At 68.6% G+C, this 17,556-nt stretch carries 16 protein-coding genes; 5 read left to right on the forward strand and 11 right to left on the reverse strand.

The window, feature by feature from the left end; all coding sequences use genetic code 11:
• Positions 1 to 48 precede the first annotated feature (48 nt).
• The 4 genes from PUN71_RS04285 (at position 49) to PUN71_RS04300 (ending at position 3,558) form a co-directional block, all read left to right on the forward strand.
• Positions 49 to 759, forward strand: coding sequence for a 3'-5' exonuclease (locus PUN71_RS04285; RefSeq protein ID WP_277797456.1), 711 nt, complete (start codon positions 49 to 51; stop codon positions 757 to 759).
• Between the two features lie 334 nt (positions 760 to 1,093).
• Positions 1,094 to 2,047, forward strand: coding sequence for an ABC transporter substrate-binding protein (locus tag PUN71_RS04290; RefSeq protein ID WP_277797457.1), 954 nt, complete (start codon positions 1,094 to 1,096; stop codon positions 2,045 to 2,047).
• A gap of 12 nt (positions 2,048 to 2,059) precedes the next feature.
• On the forward strand, positions 2,060 to 2,824 hold the full coding sequence (locus PUN71_RS04295; protein ID WP_277797458.1) for an amino acid ABC transporter permease: 765 nt from the start codon (positions 2,060 to 2,062) through the stop codon (positions 2,822 to 2,824).
• Positions 2,821 to 3,558: an amino acid ABC transporter ATP-binding protein gene (locus tag PUN71_RS04300; RefSeq protein ID WP_043450631.1), complete on the forward strand. Its 738-nt coding sequence runs from the start codon at positions 2,821 to 2,823 to the stop codon at positions 3,556 to 3,558. Before PUN71_RS04295 ends, PUN71_RS04300 begins: the two co-directional genes overlap by 4 nt.
• Before the next feature lie 146 nt (positions 3,559 to 3,704).
• Here PUN71_RS04300 and hemL read toward each other — a convergent pair whose 3' ends face one another.
• The 10 genes from hemL to hemE all read right to left on the reverse strand — a co-directional run bounded on the left by hemL (position 3,705) and on the right by hemE (position 14,734).
• Positions 3,705 to 5,036 (reverse strand): glutamate-1-semialdehyde 2,1-aminomutase, encoded by a 1,332-nt coding sequence (gene hemL / locus PUN71_RS04305; protein WP_043450628.1) that lies wholly within the window; start codon positions 5,034 to 5,036, stop codon positions 3,705 to 3,707.
• Between the two features lie 34 nt (positions 5,037 to 5,070).
• Positions 5,071 to 6,147: an LLM class flavin-dependent oxidoreductase gene (locus PUN71_RS04310; RefSeq protein WP_277797459.1), complete on the reverse strand. Its 1,077-nt coding sequence runs from the start codon at positions 6,145 to 6,147 to the stop codon at positions 5,071 to 5,073.
• Positions 6,144 to 7,127: a porphobilinogen synthase gene (gene hemB, locus PUN71_RS04315; RefSeq protein ID WP_277797460.1), complete on the reverse strand. Its 984-nt coding sequence runs from the start codon at positions 7,125 to 7,127 to the stop codon at positions 6,144 to 6,146. The genes PUN71_RS04310 and hemB overlap by 4 nt, the downstream gene beginning before the upstream one ends.
• A 60-nt stretch (positions 7,128 to 7,187) precedes the next feature.
• Positions 7,188 to 8,051: a uroporphyrinogen-III synthase gene (locus PUN71_RS04320; RefSeq protein ID WP_277797461.1), complete on the reverse strand. Its 864-nt coding sequence runs from the start codon at positions 8,049 to 8,051 to the stop codon at positions 7,188 to 7,190.
• Between the two features lie 25 nt (positions 8,052 to 8,076).
• The gene (gene hemC, locus PUN71_RS04325; RefSeq protein WP_043450618.1) at positions 8,077 to 9,075 is read right to left on the reverse strand and encodes a hydroxymethylbilane synthase; all 999 of its coding nucleotides are present in this window, start codon (positions 9,073 to 9,075) and stop codon (positions 8,077 to 8,079) included.
• Positions 9,072 to 10,316, reverse strand: coding sequence for a ferrochelatase (locus PUN71_RS04330; protein ID WP_277797462.1), 1,245 nt, complete (start codon positions 10,314 to 10,316; stop codon positions 9,072 to 9,074). The genes hemC and PUN71_RS04330 overlap by 4 nt, the downstream gene beginning before the upstream one ends.
• On the reverse strand, positions 10,313 to 11,014 hold the full coding sequence (hemQ, locus tag PUN71_RS04335; protein WP_277797463.1) for a hydrogen peroxide-dependent heme synthase: 702 nt from the start codon (positions 11,012 to 11,014) through the stop codon (positions 10,313 to 10,315). The genes PUN71_RS04330 and hemQ overlap by 4 nt, the downstream gene beginning before the upstream one ends.
• 110 nt (positions 11,015 to 11,124) lie before the next feature.
• The gene (locus PUN71_RS04340) at positions 11,125 to 12,075 is read right to left on the reverse strand and encodes a hypothetical protein (RefSeq protein ID WP_283532391.1); all 951 of its coding nucleotides are present in this window, start codon (positions 12,073 to 12,075) and stop codon (positions 11,125 to 11,127) included.
• A 112-nt stretch (positions 12,076 to 12,187) separates the two neighbouring features.
• The gene (hemG, locus tag PUN71_RS04345; protein WP_277797465.1) at positions 12,188 to 13,636 is read right to left on the reverse strand and encodes a protoporphyrinogen oxidase; all 1,449 of its coding nucleotides are present in this window, start codon (positions 13,634 to 13,636) and stop codon (positions 12,188 to 12,190) included.
• A gap of 3 nt (positions 13,637 to 13,639) precedes the next feature.
• Positions 13,640 to 14,734, reverse strand: coding sequence for a uroporphyrinogen decarboxylase (gene hemE / locus PUN71_RS04350; RefSeq protein ID WP_277797466.1), 1,095 nt, complete (start codon positions 14,732 to 14,734; stop codon positions 13,640 to 13,642).
• A 159-nt stretch (positions 14,735 to 14,893) separates the two neighbouring features.
• On the opposite strand from hemE, the gene PUN71_RS04355 reads away from it, so the two are divergent.
• Positions 14,894 to 16,210, forward strand: a complete 1,317-nt coding sequence (locus PUN71_RS04355; RefSeq protein ID WP_277797467.1) for a glutamyl-tRNA reductase — start codon at positions 14,894 to 14,896, stop codon at positions 16,208 to 16,210.
• 121 nt (positions 16,211 to 16,331) lie between these two features.
• On the opposite strand, the gene moeB is transcribed toward PUN71_RS04355, so the two are convergent.
• Positions 16,332 to 17,531, reverse strand: coding sequence for a molybdopterin-synthase adenylyltransferase MoeB (gene moeB / locus PUN71_RS04360; RefSeq protein WP_277797468.1), 1,200 nt, complete (start codon positions 17,529 to 17,531; stop codon positions 16,332 to 16,334).
• Positions 17,532 to 17,556 lie beyond the last annotated feature (25 nt).

Consider the following 17,556-nt stretch of genomic DNA (forward strand, 5'->3'; position numbering starts at 1 on the left):
GCAGTGGCGTTCCCCGGAATTGTCGGTGGGTCCCCGTAGCGTTGAAGCATGAGTTCCTGGAATACCCTCCCGCGCGCAGCCTTCGACCTTGAAACCACCGGCCGCAATTCAAGGGCGGCACGAATTGTTACCGCGTCCATCACCGTGGTGGACCACGAAGGCGGCGTCATCAAGGAGCACGAGTGGCTGGCTGATCCGGGGGTGGAGATTCCCACCGAGGCAAGCGATGTGCACGGCATCACCACCGACCAGGCCAGGCGGGACGGCAGGCCCGCGCATGAGGTCACGCGCGAGGTCGCCGCCGTACTGCAGGAGCTTTTTGATGCCGGTACCCCGGTGATCGCTTTCAACGCCAGCTACGATTTCACCGTCCTCGCGGCGGAATCCGCCCGCTACGGTATCCCGCAGCTCACCCGCTTCCCGGTCCTGGACCCTTACATCATGAACAAGCAGGTGGACCGGTACCGCAAGGGCAAGCGGACCCTCAGCGCGCTGTGCGAGGAGTACGGCGTGGTCCTGGACAACGCCCACACCTCGGCAGCTGATGCCCTGGCCACCCTCCGGGTCCTGGATGCGATGGCGGGCAAATTCCCCAAGCTGATGATGCCGGCCAGCCAGCTGCACCAGCTGCAGGTGGACTGGGCCACCAGCCAGGCATCGGACTTCCAGGAGTACCTCCGGAAAACGAAGCCGGCCGCCGTCATCGAGGGTGACTGGCCGGTCTTGCCGCCCCAGGATGCCACGGCGGGTGGCTTCTAGCGGTCCCGGCGCACGCCGCCAACTATATGGGAGGCAAGTCACAGTCACGCTCGTTAATAAAACCCCTGCCCGCTGGCGTGCACGGATTCGCTATCCACGCCGGGCAGGACCCACACTGCACCTGGACTCCACGAATAGCAGAACATCATTCGGACCACGTCTCCTGCAGGAGCCGGTTCTTCGGGAAGCACCCCGAATTCATCGTAGTGAGACAATAAAGTTTTGCGGTCACCCCTGCCCCGGATGGCCGGACCGGCTTCGGGCAGGTGCCAGGCGCCACAGCGCTGCCTGGCGGCCCGGTCGACTTTATGACTCATACGAAAGTGACAACCCGATGAAAATCAAAGCGATGAAGTGGCTCACTGCCGCTCCCGTTGCACTTGCCCTCGCGGTTTCCCTCGCAGCCTGCGGCGGCGGCTCCTCCCAGCCCAGCGGCACCCCCACGGATGCACTCGCCGGCAGCGACCAGCAGACGCTGGACAAGTACACCACCGCCGACGTCACCCCGATCGACAAGATCGACAAGACCAAGCTCGGCCTCATCACCGAGGGCACCCTGCGTGTCGGAACCCTTTCCGATGCCCCGCCGAACATCTTCATCGACCCGTCCGGCAAGTTCACCGGCTACGACAACGAACTGCTGCGCGCCATCGGCGACAAGCTCGGGCTCAAGGTCGAGTTCGCGTCCACGGACTTCTCCGCCCTGCTGTCCCAGGTGGCCAACAAGCAGTTCGACGTCGGATCCTCCTCGATCTCCACCACGGACGCCCGCCGCAAGACCGTTGGCTTCACCAACGGCTACGACTTCGGCTACATGGCCGTGGTAACCAAGAACGGTGCCAAGGTCAACGGCTTCGCCGACCTGAAGGAAGGCGTCCGGATCGGCGTCGTCCAGGGTACCGTCCAGGATGACTACGTCACCAACACGCTGAAGCTTGAACCGGTCCGTTTCCCGGACTACAACACGGTCTACGGCAACGTGAAGAACGGCCAGATCGATGCCTGGGTGGCACCGTCCCAGCAGGCCACCGGCCAGGTCAAGGAAGGCGACAACACCAAGATCGCCGAGAAGGTTGTGAACACCCAGAACTTCACCGCCTACGCCGTGAACAAGGACAACCAGCCGCTGATCGACGCCCTGAACTCCGGACTGGACGCAGTGATTGCAGACGGCACCTGGACCAAGCTGACCTCGGAATGGTACAAGGACCGTCCCACGGCCGCCGAGCAGACCCCGCAGGGCTGGAAGCCGGGCAGCAAGGCCGTCAAGATCCCCGCGGCCAAGTAACCAGGGCGTTCCATGGATATCCTCAAGCAACTCGCGGACACCTTCCTTGACTGGAAGGCGATGGGCGAAGTCATCCCCAAGATGTTCGCCGTCGGTTTGCCGAACACCCTGGTGCTGGCCATCATTTCGGGCATCATCGGCACAGCTCTCGGAATGCTGCTCGCCCTGATGGGGATCTCCCGGAACGCAGCGGCACGCTGGATCGCCCGCGTCTACACGGACATCCTGCGTGGCCTTCCACCGGTGCTGACCATCCTGGTCATCGGGTTCGGGTTCGGGCCCATCGTGCGGGAGCTGACTGGCTCCACCAGCCCGTACCCGATGGCCATCGCGGCGCTGTCGCTCATGTCCGGGGCGTACATCGGCGAGATCTTCCGCTCCGGCATCCAAAGCGTGGACAAGGGACAGCTCGAGGCCTCCCGGGCCCTGGGGTTCGGCTACGGCGCATCCATGCGGCTCGTGGTGGTTCCCCAGGGCATCCGCCGGGTCCTGCCGGCCCTGGTGAACCAGTTCATCGCGCTGATCAAGGAGTCCTCGCTGGTGTTCCTCCTGGGCCTGCTGGCCACGGAACGCGAAATCTTCCAGATCGGCAAGGACGCGGCGGCCACCACAGGCAACCTGTCGCCGTATGTGGCTGCGGCCGTGTTCTACCTGGTGCTCACCATCCCGCTGACCCACTTCGTGAACTGGATCGATGCCCGGCTGCGCACCGGCCGGCCGGAAAAGAAAGAACCGGATGACGCTGCAGCCGTCGTCGGGAAGGGAGCGCAGGCATGAGCGGGTTCACGTCCGGAACACTGAGCGCCAAGAACATCCACCTGTCGTTCGGCAGCAACCATGTCCTCCGGGGCATCGACCTGCATGTTCCGCAGGGCACGACGGCCTCCGTGATCGGCCCTTCCGGCTCGGGCAAGTCCACGCTGCTGCGGGTCATGAACCGCCTGATCGAACCGGACCAGGGCGATATCCTGCTCGATGGCCGCTCGGTGCTGAAGGACAACCCGGACGAACTCCGGCGCCGGATCGGCATGGTGTTCCAGCAGTTCAACCTGTTCCCGCACAAGACGGTGGAGGAGAACATCTCGCTCGCCCTCCGGAAGCTGCGCAAGCTGTCCAAGGAGGAGGCGCGCAGCCAGGCCCTGGAGCAGCTGGACCTGGTGGGGCTGAAGCACAAGGCGGACTCGCGTCCGGCGAACCTGTCCGGCGGACAGCAGCAGCGCGTGGCCATTGCCCGTGCGCTGGCCATGAAGCCGGAGGTTATGTTCTTCGATGAGGCCACGTCCGCGCTGGATCCCGAGCTGGTAAAGGGTGTCCTCTCCCTGATGGCGGACCTGGCCAAGGGCGGCATGACCATGGTGGTGGTGACCCACGAGATGGGCTTCTCGCGCAACGTGTCGGACACCGTGACCTTCATGGACGCCGGCGTGGTGGTCGAATCCGGGCCCCCGGAGCAGATCTTCACGGCGCCCCGCACGGACAGGCTCAAGGGCTTCCTCTCGGACGTCCTCTAGGCCACCCGGCCACGACGCAGGAAAACCCCGGTTGCACATGCAAACCGGGGTTTTCCTGTATTTCAGGCCCTGCGAGTGGCACTTAACGGCAATGCGGCGGCGCAACATTGCCGCGATGTGCCATGTCGCGCACGACGACGGCGGTTCTAGCCTTGGGCGGCTGCGGCCGCCTTCGCCGCGGCGGGCAGGGCGTCGTAGATCCGGTTCATGGCGTCGTCGTCGTGCGCGGCGGACAGGAACCAGGCCTCGAAGACCGACGGCGGCAGGTAGACGCCCGATTCCAGCATCGAGTGGAAGAACGGTGCGTAGCGGAAGGCTTCCTGCGCCTGGGCGTCGGCGTAGTTGTGGACGCCGTGGGCGGAGGTGCCGAAGGCGACCGAGAAGAGGTTCCCGGCGAACTGGATGGAGTGGTCCACCCCGGCGGCGTCCAGTGCGGTGGACAATGCGGAGGACAACTCCAGCGAACGGACATCAATGAACGAGTAGACGTCGCGGGTGGCATGGGTCAGCGTGGCGACGCCCGCGGCCATGGCCACCGGGTTCCCGGACAGCGTGCCCGCCTGGTACACCGGGCCGGTGGGGGCAAGGTGGTCCATGACGTCGGCACGGCCGCCAAGGGCCGCCGTCGGCATGCCGCCGCCGATAACCTTACCGAACGTCAGCAGGTCAGGCGTCCACGGATCCTCGGCGTCCGCCGCGCCGCCGGTCAGGCCCCAGTAACCGGAGTAGCCGGTGCGGAAGCCGGTCAGGACCTCGTCAACGATGAGCAGCGCCCCGTGCTCGCGGGTGATCCGCGAAAGCCCTGCATTGAACCCTTCAGCCGGGGTGACGACGCCCATGTTGGCCGGTGCGGCTTCGGTGATGACTGCCGCGATGTTGGGTCCGTGGGTGGCGAAGGCTTCCTTGACGGCCTGGAGGTCGTTGTAGGGCAGCACCAGGGTTTCGGCCGCGGTGGCTTCGGTGACGCCCGCGGAGCCGGGCAGCGCCAGGGTGGCCACCCCGGAACCGGCGGCGGCGAGGAGACCGTCCAGGTGTCCGTGGTAGCAGCCGGCGAACTTGATGATCAGGTTGCGGCCGGTGAATCCGCGGGCCAGCCGGACCGCCGTCATGGTGGCCTCGGTGCCGGTGGAGACCATCCGGAGGCGTTCGACAGCCGGGACGCGCTCCTTGACGATTTCCGCGAGGTTGGCCTCGTCCGGGGTGGAGGCACCAAAGGACAGGCCGCGGTCAACGGCGGCGTGCACGGCCTCCAGCACGGCGGGGTGGGCATGGCCGAGCAGCGCGGGACCCCACGAGCAGACCAGGTCCACGTATTCCTTGCCGTCGGCGTCGGTGAGGTACGGTCCCTTCGCGGAGACCATGAAGCGCGGGGTGCCGCCCACTGACCCGAAGGCGCGCACCGGTGAGTTGACCCCGCCCGGCATCAGCTGGCGGGCGCGGTCGAAGAGTGCCTCGTTGCGAGGATTGCTGGAAGTCATGGTTCCTATTCTCTCAGTTGGCCGGCAAGCTCAGTTAGCCGGCGAGCAGTTCAGCCACGCGGGGAGCCACGGCCGTGCCCATCAGTTCGATGGAACGCATCATGGCGGCGTGCGGCAGCGGCCCGTTGCTGTATTTGAGGTCGAAGCGGTCCACGCCGAGATTCCGTTTCAGCCGGACGATTTTTTGCGCCACCGTCTCGGGCGATCCCACGTAGAGGGCACCTTCGGACGAACACAGGGCGTCGAACTCGCCGCGGCCAGCCGGACCCCAGCCGCGCTCCGCCCCGAGTTTGTTGCGCAGGGCCAGCCAGTGCGGGAACAGCTCCTCGCGGGCCTGCTCATCGGTGTCGGCGACGTGGCCGGGTGAATGGGTAGCCATCTGCTGCATGGGGTGCCCGTACTTGGCCATCGCTTCACGGTAGAGGTCGGCCAGGGGACGGAAGCCCCGCGGCTGGCCGCCGATAATGGCGAAAATAATCGGATAACCGTACTGCGCGCAGCGAAGCACCGATTCCGGCGTTCCGCCCACCCCGATCCAGGTGGGCAGCAGGTGGTGCTCCAGGGGCGGGAAGACGCTGAGGCCGTGGAGGGCCGGCCGGGTGCGGCCCTCCCAGTGCACGGGCTTGTGGGTCCGGACCTTGCTGAACAGCTCAAGCTTCTCTTCGAAGAGCATCTCGTAATCGGCGAGGTCCAGCCCGAACAGGGGGAAGGATTCCACGAAGGATCCCCGGCCAAGCATGACCTCTGCCCGGCCGTTCGAGATGGCATCCACCGTGGAGAACCGCTGGAACACCCGGATGGGGTCATCCGAGCTCAGCACGGTGACGGCGGAGCCCAGCCGGATGTGCGTGGTGCGGGCTGCGGCGGCGGCAAGGAAGACTTCCGGCGCAGAGACTGCGTAGTCCTTGCGGTGGTGCTCCCCCACGCCGAAGGCATGGAGTCCGACGGCGTCTGCCAGCTCGGCCTGTTCGAGCAGCTGCCGCAGCACCTGGGCGTGCGGCTGGGGACTGCCGTCCGGTTCGACACCGACGTCGCCGAAGGTGTTCAGGCCGAGGAGGATGCGGTCCTCCCCCACGGGCGTGGTGGGTCCGGCGGACGGTTGTTCCGTCACCGGGACTCCTTCAGCCAGCCGGCAAGCTCCGCCGCCCAGTAGGTGAGGACCATGTGGGCGCCGGCCCGGCGGATGCCCAGGACTGATTCGGTGATGGCTGCGCGGCGGTCGATCCAGCCGTTGGCGGCCGCGGCTTCGATCATCGCGTACTCGCCGGAGATCTGGTAGGCCGCCACCGGCACCGGGCTCATGGCGGCAGTGTCCGCCACGATGTCCAGGTAGCTCATGGCTGGCTTGACCATGATGATGTCAGCCCCCTCGGCCAGGTCCAGTTCCACCTCGCGCAGGGCTTCGGTGCGGTTGCCGGCATCCATCTGGTAGGTCCGCCGGTCGCCCTTGAGCTGGGAGTCCACCGCTTCCCGGAACGGCCCATAAAACGCCGAGGCGTACTTGGCGGCGTAGGCGATGACGGAGGTATTGGCATGGCCGGCGTCGTCCAGTGCCGTGCGGATGGCGGCGATCTGGCCGTCCATCATGCCGGAGGGGCCCAGCATGTGGGCGCCGGCTTCCGCCTGCGCCACGGCCATCCGGGCGTAGATTTCCACGGTGCGGTCGTTGTCCACGTACCCGTCGGCGTCGAGTACTCCGCAGTGGCCGTGGTCGGTGAACTCGTCCAGGCACACATCGCTCATGATCACCAGGTCATCGCCCACCTCCGCGCGGACGTCGCGGATGGCCTTGTTCAGCACGCCGTCCGGGTCCAGGGATGCCGAGCCTTCGGCGTCACGGGTCTCGGGGATGCCGAACAGCATGATGCCGCCCAAGCCGAGTTCAACGGCTTCCGCGGCGGCCCGTTTCAGGGTGTCGGTGGTGTGCTGGACCACGCCGGGCATGGACGTGATGGGGTTGGCCTCGGTCAGTCCTTCCCGGATGAAGGCGGGAAGGATGAGTTCGGCCGGGGACAACCGGGTTTCGGCGGTCAGGCGGCGCATGGCGGGGGTGGTGCGCAGGCGGCGGGGGCGCTGGTTGGGGAAAGTCATGGATCCTGTCTTCGCGTTGTCTGGAGAAGCGTGCTCGAACGGGGGTTTACATCGGGCCGGTCAGGGCGGGTTGAGGGCCTTGGCAACGGCTGCCACCAGCCCCTCCGGCGTGGGTTCCGCGGCCACGGCGGCGACGGTGAGGCCCACCGTGGTGGCTTGTTCCGCCGTCGAACGGCCAATCACCACCAGCCGGCAGCCCGCCAGGGGGCCCAGCGCCGCGATCCGGCGCACGGCACTGGGAGAAGCCGCGATCACCGCGGCGATCCGGCCCTGGGCAATTTCTGCGGCGGCCGTTTCCGGCGTGAGGAGGGCGTACGACGGCGGCTGCGGGCCGCCGTCGCCGTCTTCCGGCGCCACGGCGAGCCTGCGCTCCGCTGCCGCTGGATAGTCGACGGTGCGGTACGCCGTCACGGCGGTGACAGCGGCGCCCGCTGCCGCCAGGCCTTCGGACAGGGCGGGGGCGGCGATGTCCGCCTGCGGGAGGAGTACCCTGCCGCTCCCCTCCCAGGCCGTCAGCAGGCCGGCGGCGGATTGTTCTTCGGGCGGGGTGAGGGCAACGGCCAGTCCGCCGGCCTCGAGCAGCCTGCGTGTTGCCGGGCCGATGGCCGCGACGCGCGTGCCCGCGGGGACCAGGTTGCCCAGCCCCAGGCCCCGCTCGGCCGCCTTTTCGATCAGGACGTGCACCGCAGTGGCGCTGCTGAGCACCAGCCAGTCGAAGGCCCCCGCCGCCAGGGCATCGCAGGCGACGTCGAGGGCGTGCTGGTCGGGTGCCCGTTCGAAGTCGATGAGCGGCAGCAGGACGGGTTCGGCGCCGGCCTTGGCGAGGGCCGATACGAGGGCGGCCGACCGTTCCGGGCTGCGCGTGACCAGGACCCTGGCTCCGCCCAGCGGTGTGTCGCTGGGCGGCTGGCGGGATCCGGACATGCGGGATGGCTCCGTCATCGCCAGGTCAGGACGCCTGCAGATCTGCGATGCCGGCGGCGCCGGCGGCGAGGAGTGCCTCGGCCAGCTCGATGCCGAGCAGGGTGGCTCCGACTTCCGTCAGGCCGTCCGTGGCACGTTTGTCCCTGACCGTCGCGGTGCCGTCAACGGCGCACACCACGGCTTCCAGGTGCAGCATGCTGCCTTTCCGGTAGGCGTAGGCGCCCACCGGGGCTGCGCAGCCGGCTTCCAGCCGGGCGAGCAGGGCGCGTTCGGCGGTAACCGCCAGGCGCGTGTCGGGATCATCAAGGGCGGTTAGGGCCTGGGCCAAAACCTCCCGGGAGCCTTCGGCGGAGCCGGGCTTCGGCGGCGCGTCGGCGGTCCGGCATTCGATCGCCAGGGATCCCTGGCCGGCGGCGGGAAGCATGACGTCGGTTTCGAGGTACTCGGTCACGGCGTCCAGCCTGCCGATGCGTTCCAGTCCGGCGGCAGCCAGCACCACTGCGTCCAGGTCGCATGACTTCCCGGGCACCACCTGGTCCGTGGCGTTGCCGGGCAGTCCGGGAACGCGGCCCAGTCGAGTGTCCACATTGCCGCGGATGTCCACGATCTCCAGGTCCTGCCGTGCGGCGCGCAGTTGCGCGGCACGCCGGGGGGAACCGGTGCCGACGCGGGCTCCGGCGGGCAGGTCCGCCAGCTTCAGCCCGTCACGGGCACACAGCACGTCCCGGACGTCCACCCGGCGCGGCGTGGCGGCAAGGCTGAGTCCCACGGCCGCGCCGGTGGGCAGGTCCTTGAGGGAGTGGACGGCAACGTCGCATTCATTGCGCAGCAGCGCGTCACGCAGGGCAGCGACGAAGACGCCGGTGCCGCCCATCTGGGAGAGCGAGCCGGTGAGGACATCGCCGTCCGTGCGGATATGCACCAGTTCCACCGGAAATCCTCCGACCGCGGCAAGCTGGTCCGCGGTCTGCTGGGTCTGCGTGAGTGCCAGCTTGCTGGCACGGGTTCCGATGCGGACGGTCACGGCTGGGCCGTTTCGCCGGCAGTTGCCGGGTACGGGTCGTGGCCGGTGCCAACGGTGGTGTCGGCGCCTGCGATGGTGGGCTTTTCGCCGCGGAAGTTCGCGCAGCAGCCCGGGCGGCAGACGTCGTACCAGGGGCCGAGATCCGTCAGTGCAGGCCGGTCGCTGATGTTGTTGGCCTCGGTCCGCTCGCAGATGAGGTCCACGAGCCCGTTGACGAACTTCCGGTGGGTGCCGGGCGTGGGGACCCGGGTGGCGGCAAGGCCGAGGTTGGCGCAGGTTTCCATGGCTTCGGTGTCAAGGTCCCAGACGACTTCCATGTGGTCGCTGACGAAGCCGAGGGGAACGATGACGATGCCCTTGACGCCCTGGCCCGCCAGTTCCTCGATGGCGTCATTGATGTCCGGCTCAAGCCACGGCACGTGCGGGGCGCCGGAGCGGGACTGGTACACCAGGGACCACGGCGCGGCCTGGCCGGATTCGGCTTCGACCCTGCCCATGACGGCGGCGGCGTTGGCGAGGTGCTGGGCGACGTAGGCGGAGCCTTCCTCGAATTCGCGCGGCTCACCCTCGGACCGGCCGGCGGCCTCGGCGTCGCGGGTGGGGATGGAGTGGGTGGCGAACAGCACGTGCACCGGGGCATCGGGCGTCCCGGCAGCAGCGAGCTTGGCGCGGACCTCGGCCAGGCCGGCGGCGGTGCCCTCCACGAAGGGTTCCACGAAACCGGGGTGGTCGAAGTACTGGCGGACCTTGTCCACTTCCAGCCGGCCGTCCAGGCCGGTCTCCGTGAGCGCCATGCCGATGTCCTCGCGGTACTGGCGGCAGCTGGAGTAGCAGGAGTAGGCACTCGTGGTGAGCATCAGCACCCGGCGGTGGCCGGCGTCGTACGCTGCCTGCAGGGTCTCGGGGATGTACGGCGCCCAGTTGCGGTTGCCCCACAGCACAGGAAGGTCGATGCCGCGGGCAGCAAGTTCGGCTTCCAGCGCTGCCTTGAGCTCGCGGTTCTGCTGGTTGATGGGGCTGATGCCGCCGTTGGCGCGGTAGTGGTGCGAGACTTCCTCGAGCCGCTCGTCCGGGATGCCCCTGCCGCGGGTGACGTTGCGGAGGAACGGGATGACGTCGTCCTGCCCTTCCGGGCCGCCGAAGGAGGCGAGCAGGACGGCGTCGTAGTTCTTGGGCGCCATGCGGCCGGCCTCGGTGACGGGGTTGACGGCGGTGGAGAGTGTGGGGTCGAGCGGATTCATGCGAGCACCTCTGCTACTTCATCGGCGGTGATCCGCCGTCCGGTATAGAACGGGACTTCCTCACGGACGTGGTTGCGTGCCTCCGTGGCGCGCAGGTGGCGCATCAGGTCAACCAGGTCAACAAGTTCGGGTGCCTCCAGGCCCAGGATCCACTCCCAGTCGCCCAGCGCAAAGGATGAGACGGTGTTGGAGATGACCTGGGGGAAGTCGCGGCCCAGGAGGCCGTGGTCGCGGAGCATCTTGCCGCGCTCAGCTTCGGGCAGGATGTACCACTCGTACGAGCGGACGAAGGGGTAGACGCAGAGCCACTCGGCCGGGGCGACGCCGCGGGAGTAGGCGGGCGTGTGGTTCTTGGCGAATTCCGCCTCGCGGTGAACGCCCATGGCGGACCAGACGATCTCCGTCCCGGCAAACAGGGTGCTGCGGCGGATGTCGCGGATGGCCTGCTGGAGGGCCTCCGGCTTGGGCCCGTGGAGCCACACCATGACGTCGGCGTCGGCGCGCATGGCCGAGACGTCGTAGCTGCCCCGGTGCGTGACGCCGGCGGCGGCCAGGCGTTCCAGCAGTGCTTCGAAGTCGGCCGCAGCATCAGCGCTGCGGACCACTGCCTCCGACCGCTTGAAAACCGTCCAAAGGGTAAAGAACTGCTCGGCTGATTCTTCGGTTTTAGTGACAGATTCGGCAGAAGTGTGGCTCATGGTTACAAGTTTGCCCCTTCGCCGCCCCCAAGGCGAAACCGAAGAGTTCTACAACTCGTAGAAGTGAGCAATGTCACGTTTCCCGGTGCGGCGGGCCACGCTCCCCAGCCTTAGAAGGGCCTGCGCATGCGCAGGAAAACCAGCCCTGCCGCCGCTCCCACGCCTACCAGCCCAGCACCCAGCCAGACCATGGGCGCCTGCAGATCCGGCAGCGGCCGGGTGGAGGACACTGCGCGCGTGGGGCCGGCAGGAGCCGCGGCAGCCTGCGGCGCCCGGGTGGGTTGGGAGTTTCGTGCGTTGATGGACAACGCCGTCGGGAGGGCTGAAGCCGATGGGGCGGCTGTGGCGGCGCCCCAGGGTGCGGCTGCAGCCGCTCCGGTTGTTCCCGGCAGGCCGTCCTGGCCCGTTGCGGGCCCGCCTGCGCCCGCAGGGCCCGCGTCGACTTCAGTGACGGCTGCGGGCGCGCCTGCACCGTTGCCTGCGCCCGCGGCATTGCCAGGGCCGGCGGCAGGTGCTGTGCCGGGCGGCGGGGCCGCTGCGGGTCCCGGCTGGGAAGCAGACCCGGGCGCTGCGCCGGTCCCTGCCTTTGTGCCGGAACCTGGCGCAGCAGGCGCCGGGGACGAAGGACTGCCGGCGGCCGCGGATGCGGTTGACGGCACTCCGGGCGCCAGGGGCGTCACCGGGACCGTGGGAAGCGTCAGGTCGGGAAGGGGCTGTGCGCTGGCGGACGCATCGGCGGTGGCGCCGGCCGTGGCCGTCGGTGAACCGGTGGACAGGGTTGCCTTCACCGCCGGCACGAGGGCGCCGGGAACGGCAAGGATGGACGGGGCTTTGGCGCCGGGAGTGCGGCCGGCAGGGGCGGGTGCGCCGCCTGCGGTGTCCTGGGCCCGGGCTTCCGCGGCGGGGTCCTGGGGAGGGGGTGCGGAATCGTCGGCCAGGGACGCCTGGACGCCGGTGGATAGAACCAGTACCGCTCCGACGGCCGCGGCTGCGGCCCCGCGTCGGATTCCCCCATGGATACCGGTCCGGGACATGGAAAGCTCGGACCTGTGTTGAACCATAGTCATCGACCCTAACCAGAACGCCGTCCCGATTGGAAACCGGGAAGGGCGCCGGCGCGGGCAACCCGGGCGGGGTTCACCCTCGGGCCGGGTCGCTGACCTGCGGAGATGTTCAGGCGGCGGCCAGTCGGCCGATTTGCTCACGTGTGTCGGCCACCACGGCTGCCAGGCCGTTCCCCGCCACCCAGCCGCCCACGACGGCCAGGCCGCCGGCGGCGGTGCATGCCTGGCGGATCTCCGCTGCCCGCGCCCGGTGTCCCACCGCGGCGAACGGCAGGGAGCCCCGCCACCGCACGACGTCCCAGCCCCGTACGTCCCCTTCCGTGATGCGGACGCCAAGCAGGGATGATGCGTCCCGCAGCGCGGCCGCGAAGAGTTCCTGGTCGGTTTCCGGGCCTGCCGGTTGCGCCGGCGCACCGTCCACCCGCCCATAGGAGAGGCGGACCACATGGCGTCCCGGGCCGGCAGCGGCTTCAAGCCAGTCCCATTTGCCCGTGGCATGCGTCAGCGCCTTTGCCTCGACGCCCGGCGTCTGGGGTGCCACCAGGATGCCGGTTCCGCGGGGGCGGCGGTCCAGGTCCGGGTTGTCCAGGACCAGGGTGACGAGCTTGACGTCGGGCCCGGCTGCCGGCTTCTTTCCGGCGATTGCCGGCACTGCGCCTTCCAGGAGCCCGACGGCGGCCGGACCGTCCACGGCCACCACCAGCAGGGCCGAGTGGAAGGTGCTCCCTGCCGCTTCGATCTCCCAGCCGTCGGGAGTGCGGGAGACCGCATCGGCGGCGGTGCCCGCCATAAGGGTGACGCCGCGGCCGCGGAGGTCCGCCACCAGGGCGTCCACGAGGGTGTGCATGCCGCCTTCGAGGCCCGCGACGGCGGAACCGGCTTTGGCTGGCCGGGCAGCAGGAGACGTGGCGGAGGTGCCGGGGCCTCGCCGTTGCGCTGCCACCGCGGCAGCGAGCGAACCGTGCTTCCGCAGGCCGGCGCGCAGGCCCGGGGCCACCATGTCGACGTCGAGCAGGCCGGGATCGCCGGAATGGACGCCGCCCACGACCGGCGAGACCAGGCGTTCCAGGACGCGCGATCCCATTCGGGCCCGAACCAGGGCGGCGACGCTGGTGACATCCCCGCCTGCCCCCACGGAGGCAGGCAGCAGGCGGTCCAGGGATGCCCGAAGTGAGCCCAGGACGCCCAGAGTGCGGCGCACCTCCGGGTCCCAGGGGTTGGCGGGGATGCCGAGAACGCCGGTCCTGGGGAGTTCGCGGGGTCCGCTGGGGAGCTGAACCCAGGCACCGCCCGGCCGCGGGGGTACGATCCTGCCGGCAAGGCCCAGTTCGGTGCAGAGGCGGGCGACGGCGTCCGAGCGGGTGGCGAAGGATTCGGCGCCGCTGTCCAGCGTGAGTCCGGCGACCTTGTGGCTGCCCACGCAGCCGCCCCAGGCGGGTCCCGCCTCCAGCACGGTCACCGTGCAGCCGGTTGCGGCGAGGTCCCGTGCGGCCAGCAGCCCGGAGATTCCACCGCCCACCACCAGCGCCGTTCGGGGCCCGCCCGGAGCACTGCCCACCGGTTACTCCGGCGAGATGGAGTGGATGAGCTCCACCACCCGGGTCAGGACATCAGGGTCCGTTTCCGGCGGCACGCCGTGCCCGAGGTTCAGGACGTGGCCGGGAGCGATGGAACCGGCGGCGATGACCTCGCGAACATGGGCTTCGAGGATGTCCCACGGTGCGGCCAGCAGTGCGGGGTCGATGTTGCCCTGCAGCGGCACGCTTCCGCCCAGCCGGCGGTTGGCCTCGTCGAGGGGGAGCCGGTAGTCAACACCCACCACGTCCACGCCCACGTCGCGCATGGCAACGAGGAGTTCGGAGGTTCCGGTGCCGAAGTGGATCAGCGGGGCACCAAGGTGGCGGACATGGTCCAGGGCGCGGGCCGACGCCGGTGCGACGTACCTGGTGTAATCGGCCAGTCCCAGCGAGCCCGCCCAGGAGTCGAAGAGCTGGGCGGCAGAGGCGCCGGCCTCCAGCTGCGCCTGGAGGAACATTCCCGAGGCGTCGGCTGCCCAGTTGGCCAGCGCGTTCCACGTTTCCGGGTCGGCGTGCATCATGGTCCGCGGACCGAGGTGGTCGCGCGAGGGTTTTCCTTCGACCATGTAGGCGGCAAGGGTGAACGGGGCGCCGGCAAAACCAATCAGCGGCGTCTTCCCCAGCTCCGCCACGGTAAGGCGGACAGCTTCGCGGATCGGCTCCAGGGCCTCCCACGTGAGCTGGGGCAGTGCGGCAACGTCCGCCGCCGTCCGGACGGGCTGATCGAGGACCGGGCCGACCCCGGGCACGATGTCCACGCCGACACCGGCGAGCTTGAGCGGTATGACGATGTCCGAGAAGAAGATGCCGGCGTCCACGTCATGGCGGCGGACGGGCTGCAGCGTGATCTCGGAGGCCAGCTCGGGCCGCAGGCAGGAGTCCAGCATGGCAATGCCCTCGCGGATTTTGAGGTATTCCGGCAGCGACCGGCCTGCCTGCCGCATGAACCAGACGGGACGGCGGGACGGCTTGCCCCCGCGGTAGGCCGTGATCAGCGGTGAGTCCGCTGTGCGGCCGTCCATCAGTGGATGGTCTGCGGCAAGGGCGCCGGCAGCGGAGACGGCAGGGCTAGGAGTCATGCTCTTGATTGTGCCGAAAAAGAGCCCCAAAAGATAACGACAACCTGTCTCCCGCCGCCGCCTGCAGGGGGAAGGTGTCGGGGATCACGGGCGCATGTGGCGACTATCCTTTCCGGAGGTTGTTCTACCAGGCAACGAAAAAGCTATGATTGGTCTGCTGTGGTTCTTTTCTCATTGGTGGCTACACACGCCGACATCGACCTTGAAACCGTTGCTCAGTTGAGCAACGGTTCCTCCGGGATTGCCGCATCCGCCCTCACCGAATCCCCCGCCGTCGCCGGCGCCGTGGTCCTTGCCACCTGCAACCGCTACGAGATTTACGGCGAGGCACGCGATCCCGACGACGTCGAAGCGGCCCGCGCTGCCGTCGTGGCCCGGATCAGCGAGGCCAGCGGACTTCCCGAACCCCTCGTCTCACGCTCGTTCAGCACCCGCACCGGGCCTGAAGTGACCCAGCACCTGTTCGCCGTCAGCGCCGGACTGGACTCCGCCGTCGTGGGCGAACGCGAAATCGCCGGCCAGGTACGCCGTGCCCTGATCACGGCCCAGCACGACGGCACCGCCAGCGCCGGTCTGGTCCGCCTCTTCCAGGCGGCTTCCAAGACGGCCAAGGAAGTGGGCGCGCAGACGGCCCTCGGCTCCCGTGGCCTGTCCATCGTCTCGGTGGCCCTGGACCTGGCCACCGATCTTTCCGAAAATCCCGACTGGTCAACCAAGAAGGTTGTGCTGTTCGGAACCGGCGCCTACGCCGGCGCCACCATGGCCCTGCTGCGGGAACGCGGCTGCACCGACATTTCCGTCTTCTCCTCCTCCGGCCGGGCCGAAGGTTTCGTAGCCTCGCGCGGCGGCACGGCCCTGGACGCCGACTCACTGCGGGACGCCGTGGCTGCCGCCGACGTCATGATCGGCTGCAGCGGATCCGACAGCCGCGTCGAGGCCGACGAACTCGCCCAGGTCCGGGCCAACTCGCCCCAGCCCCTGATCGCCATCGACCTGGCCCTCACCCACGACTTCGACCCCGCGGTCGGCGAACTGGACGGCGTGGAGCTGCTGACCCTTGAGTCGGTGCGCCTGGCCGCGCCGCAGGAACAGTCTGAGTCCCTCGTCCAGGCCAGCGGCATCGTCAAGGGCGCCGCCAAGGCTTTCGAGCAGGAGCGCCAGGCCCGCTCGGTCGATTCAGCCATCGTTGCCCTGCGCCGGCACACCATGAATGTGCTGGATGCCGAAATGGAAAAGGTCCGCGCCCGCCACGGCTGCACCGCCGCCGCGGAGGAGGTCGAGTTCGCGCTCCGCCGCATGGTCAAGCAGCTGCTGCATGTCCCCACTGTCCGCGCCCGCGAGCTTGCCGCGAACGGCCAGCAGGACGACTACGTTGCCGCGCTGGAGGCCTTGTACGGCATCACCGTGGAGCAGCCCGCCGAGGCTGCGCCGGCCGCCGAGTGCCCGGTGGACCACAAGGGCCGCGAAACCGCCTGAGGTTCCCCCTCCCCAACGCCCCATCAGCATTTGCCCCTAAACCGGAAACGCCCCATCACTTTCTTCAGCGAAGTGATGGGGCGTTTGTCGAAAAGCCGCTAAAGGTGATGGGGCGTTCCGGTCAGTAGACGGGCTTGCCGGGCTCCACGTCCCGCACCCAGGCCAGGATTCCGCCGTCGAGATGGCTGACCCGCTGGTAGCCTGCCTGCCGCGCTGCCGCCAGTACATTGGCCGAGCGCGTCCCGGCCTTGCAGTGGAACACAATCTCCCGGTCCTGCGGAAGTTCGTCCCAGGCCTCGCCGGCGAGGATCCGTCCCTGCGGGATCAGTTTGGCACCCTCGATCCGGACGATGTCGTATTCCCCCGCCTCACGCACGTCCACCAGCTCGAAGTCCTTGAGCCCGGCCTTCCGCGACGCCAGCATGGTGGCCAGCTGGGTGGCGGTGACCGTATGTTCCGTGTCCGCCTGTGTTTCCGGGAGGATTCCGCAGAAGGCCTCGTAGTCCGTGAGCTGGGTAATGGGTTCCGCTGCCGGGTCCTTCGCCACCCGGATTTCCCGCCAGCTGCCGCCCAGCGCGTCGAAGAGGGCCACACGGCCCAGCAGGGAACGTCCGACGCCGGTAATCAGCTTCACTGCTTCGGTCACCATCAGCGATCCCACGGCAGCGCACAGCATACCGAATACGCCGCCCTCGCCGCAGGACGGGACGGAGCCGGCAGGCGGCGCCTCCGGATACAGGTCACGGTAGGTGGGCCCGTGCTTTTCCCAGAAGACGCTGACCTGGCCGTCGAACCGGAAGATCGAACCCCAGACGTAGGGCTTGCCCAGGATGGCTGCGGCGTCATTCACGAGGTACCTGGTGGCGAAGTTGTCCGCGCCGTCCAGGATGAGGTCGTACCCGCCGAACAGCTCCAGGGCGTTGGACGAGTCCAGGCGGACGTTGTGCAGCCGGACGTCCACCAGCGGATTCAGCTCCGTGATGGCGTCGCGTGCCGATTCGATCTTGAGCCGGCCTACGTCGCTGACGCCATGGATCACCTGCCGCTGCAGGTTGCTCAGGTCCACCACGTCGTCATCGACGATGCCGATGGTGCCCACTCCGGCTGCGGCCAGATACAGCAATGCGGGGGCGCCCAGCCCGCCGGCACCGATCACCAGCACCTTGGCGTTCTTCAGCCGCCGCTGTCCCAGGGCTCCGATCTCCGGAATGATCAGGTGCCGGGAGTACCGTTCCACCTCGTCGGAGGTGAGTCCGGCCGCCGGTTCCACCAGCGGATCCAGCGAAATAGTCGAAACATTTGCGGTGAAAGACGAAGCCATACTTCAATGTATGCCCCGGGATACC

The organism is Arthrobacter sp. NQ7, from assembly GCF_029581595.2.
Taxonomy (GTDB): Bacteria; Actinomycetota; Actinomycetes; order Actinomycetales; family Micrococcaceae; genus Arthrobacter; species Arthrobacter phenanthrenivorans_B.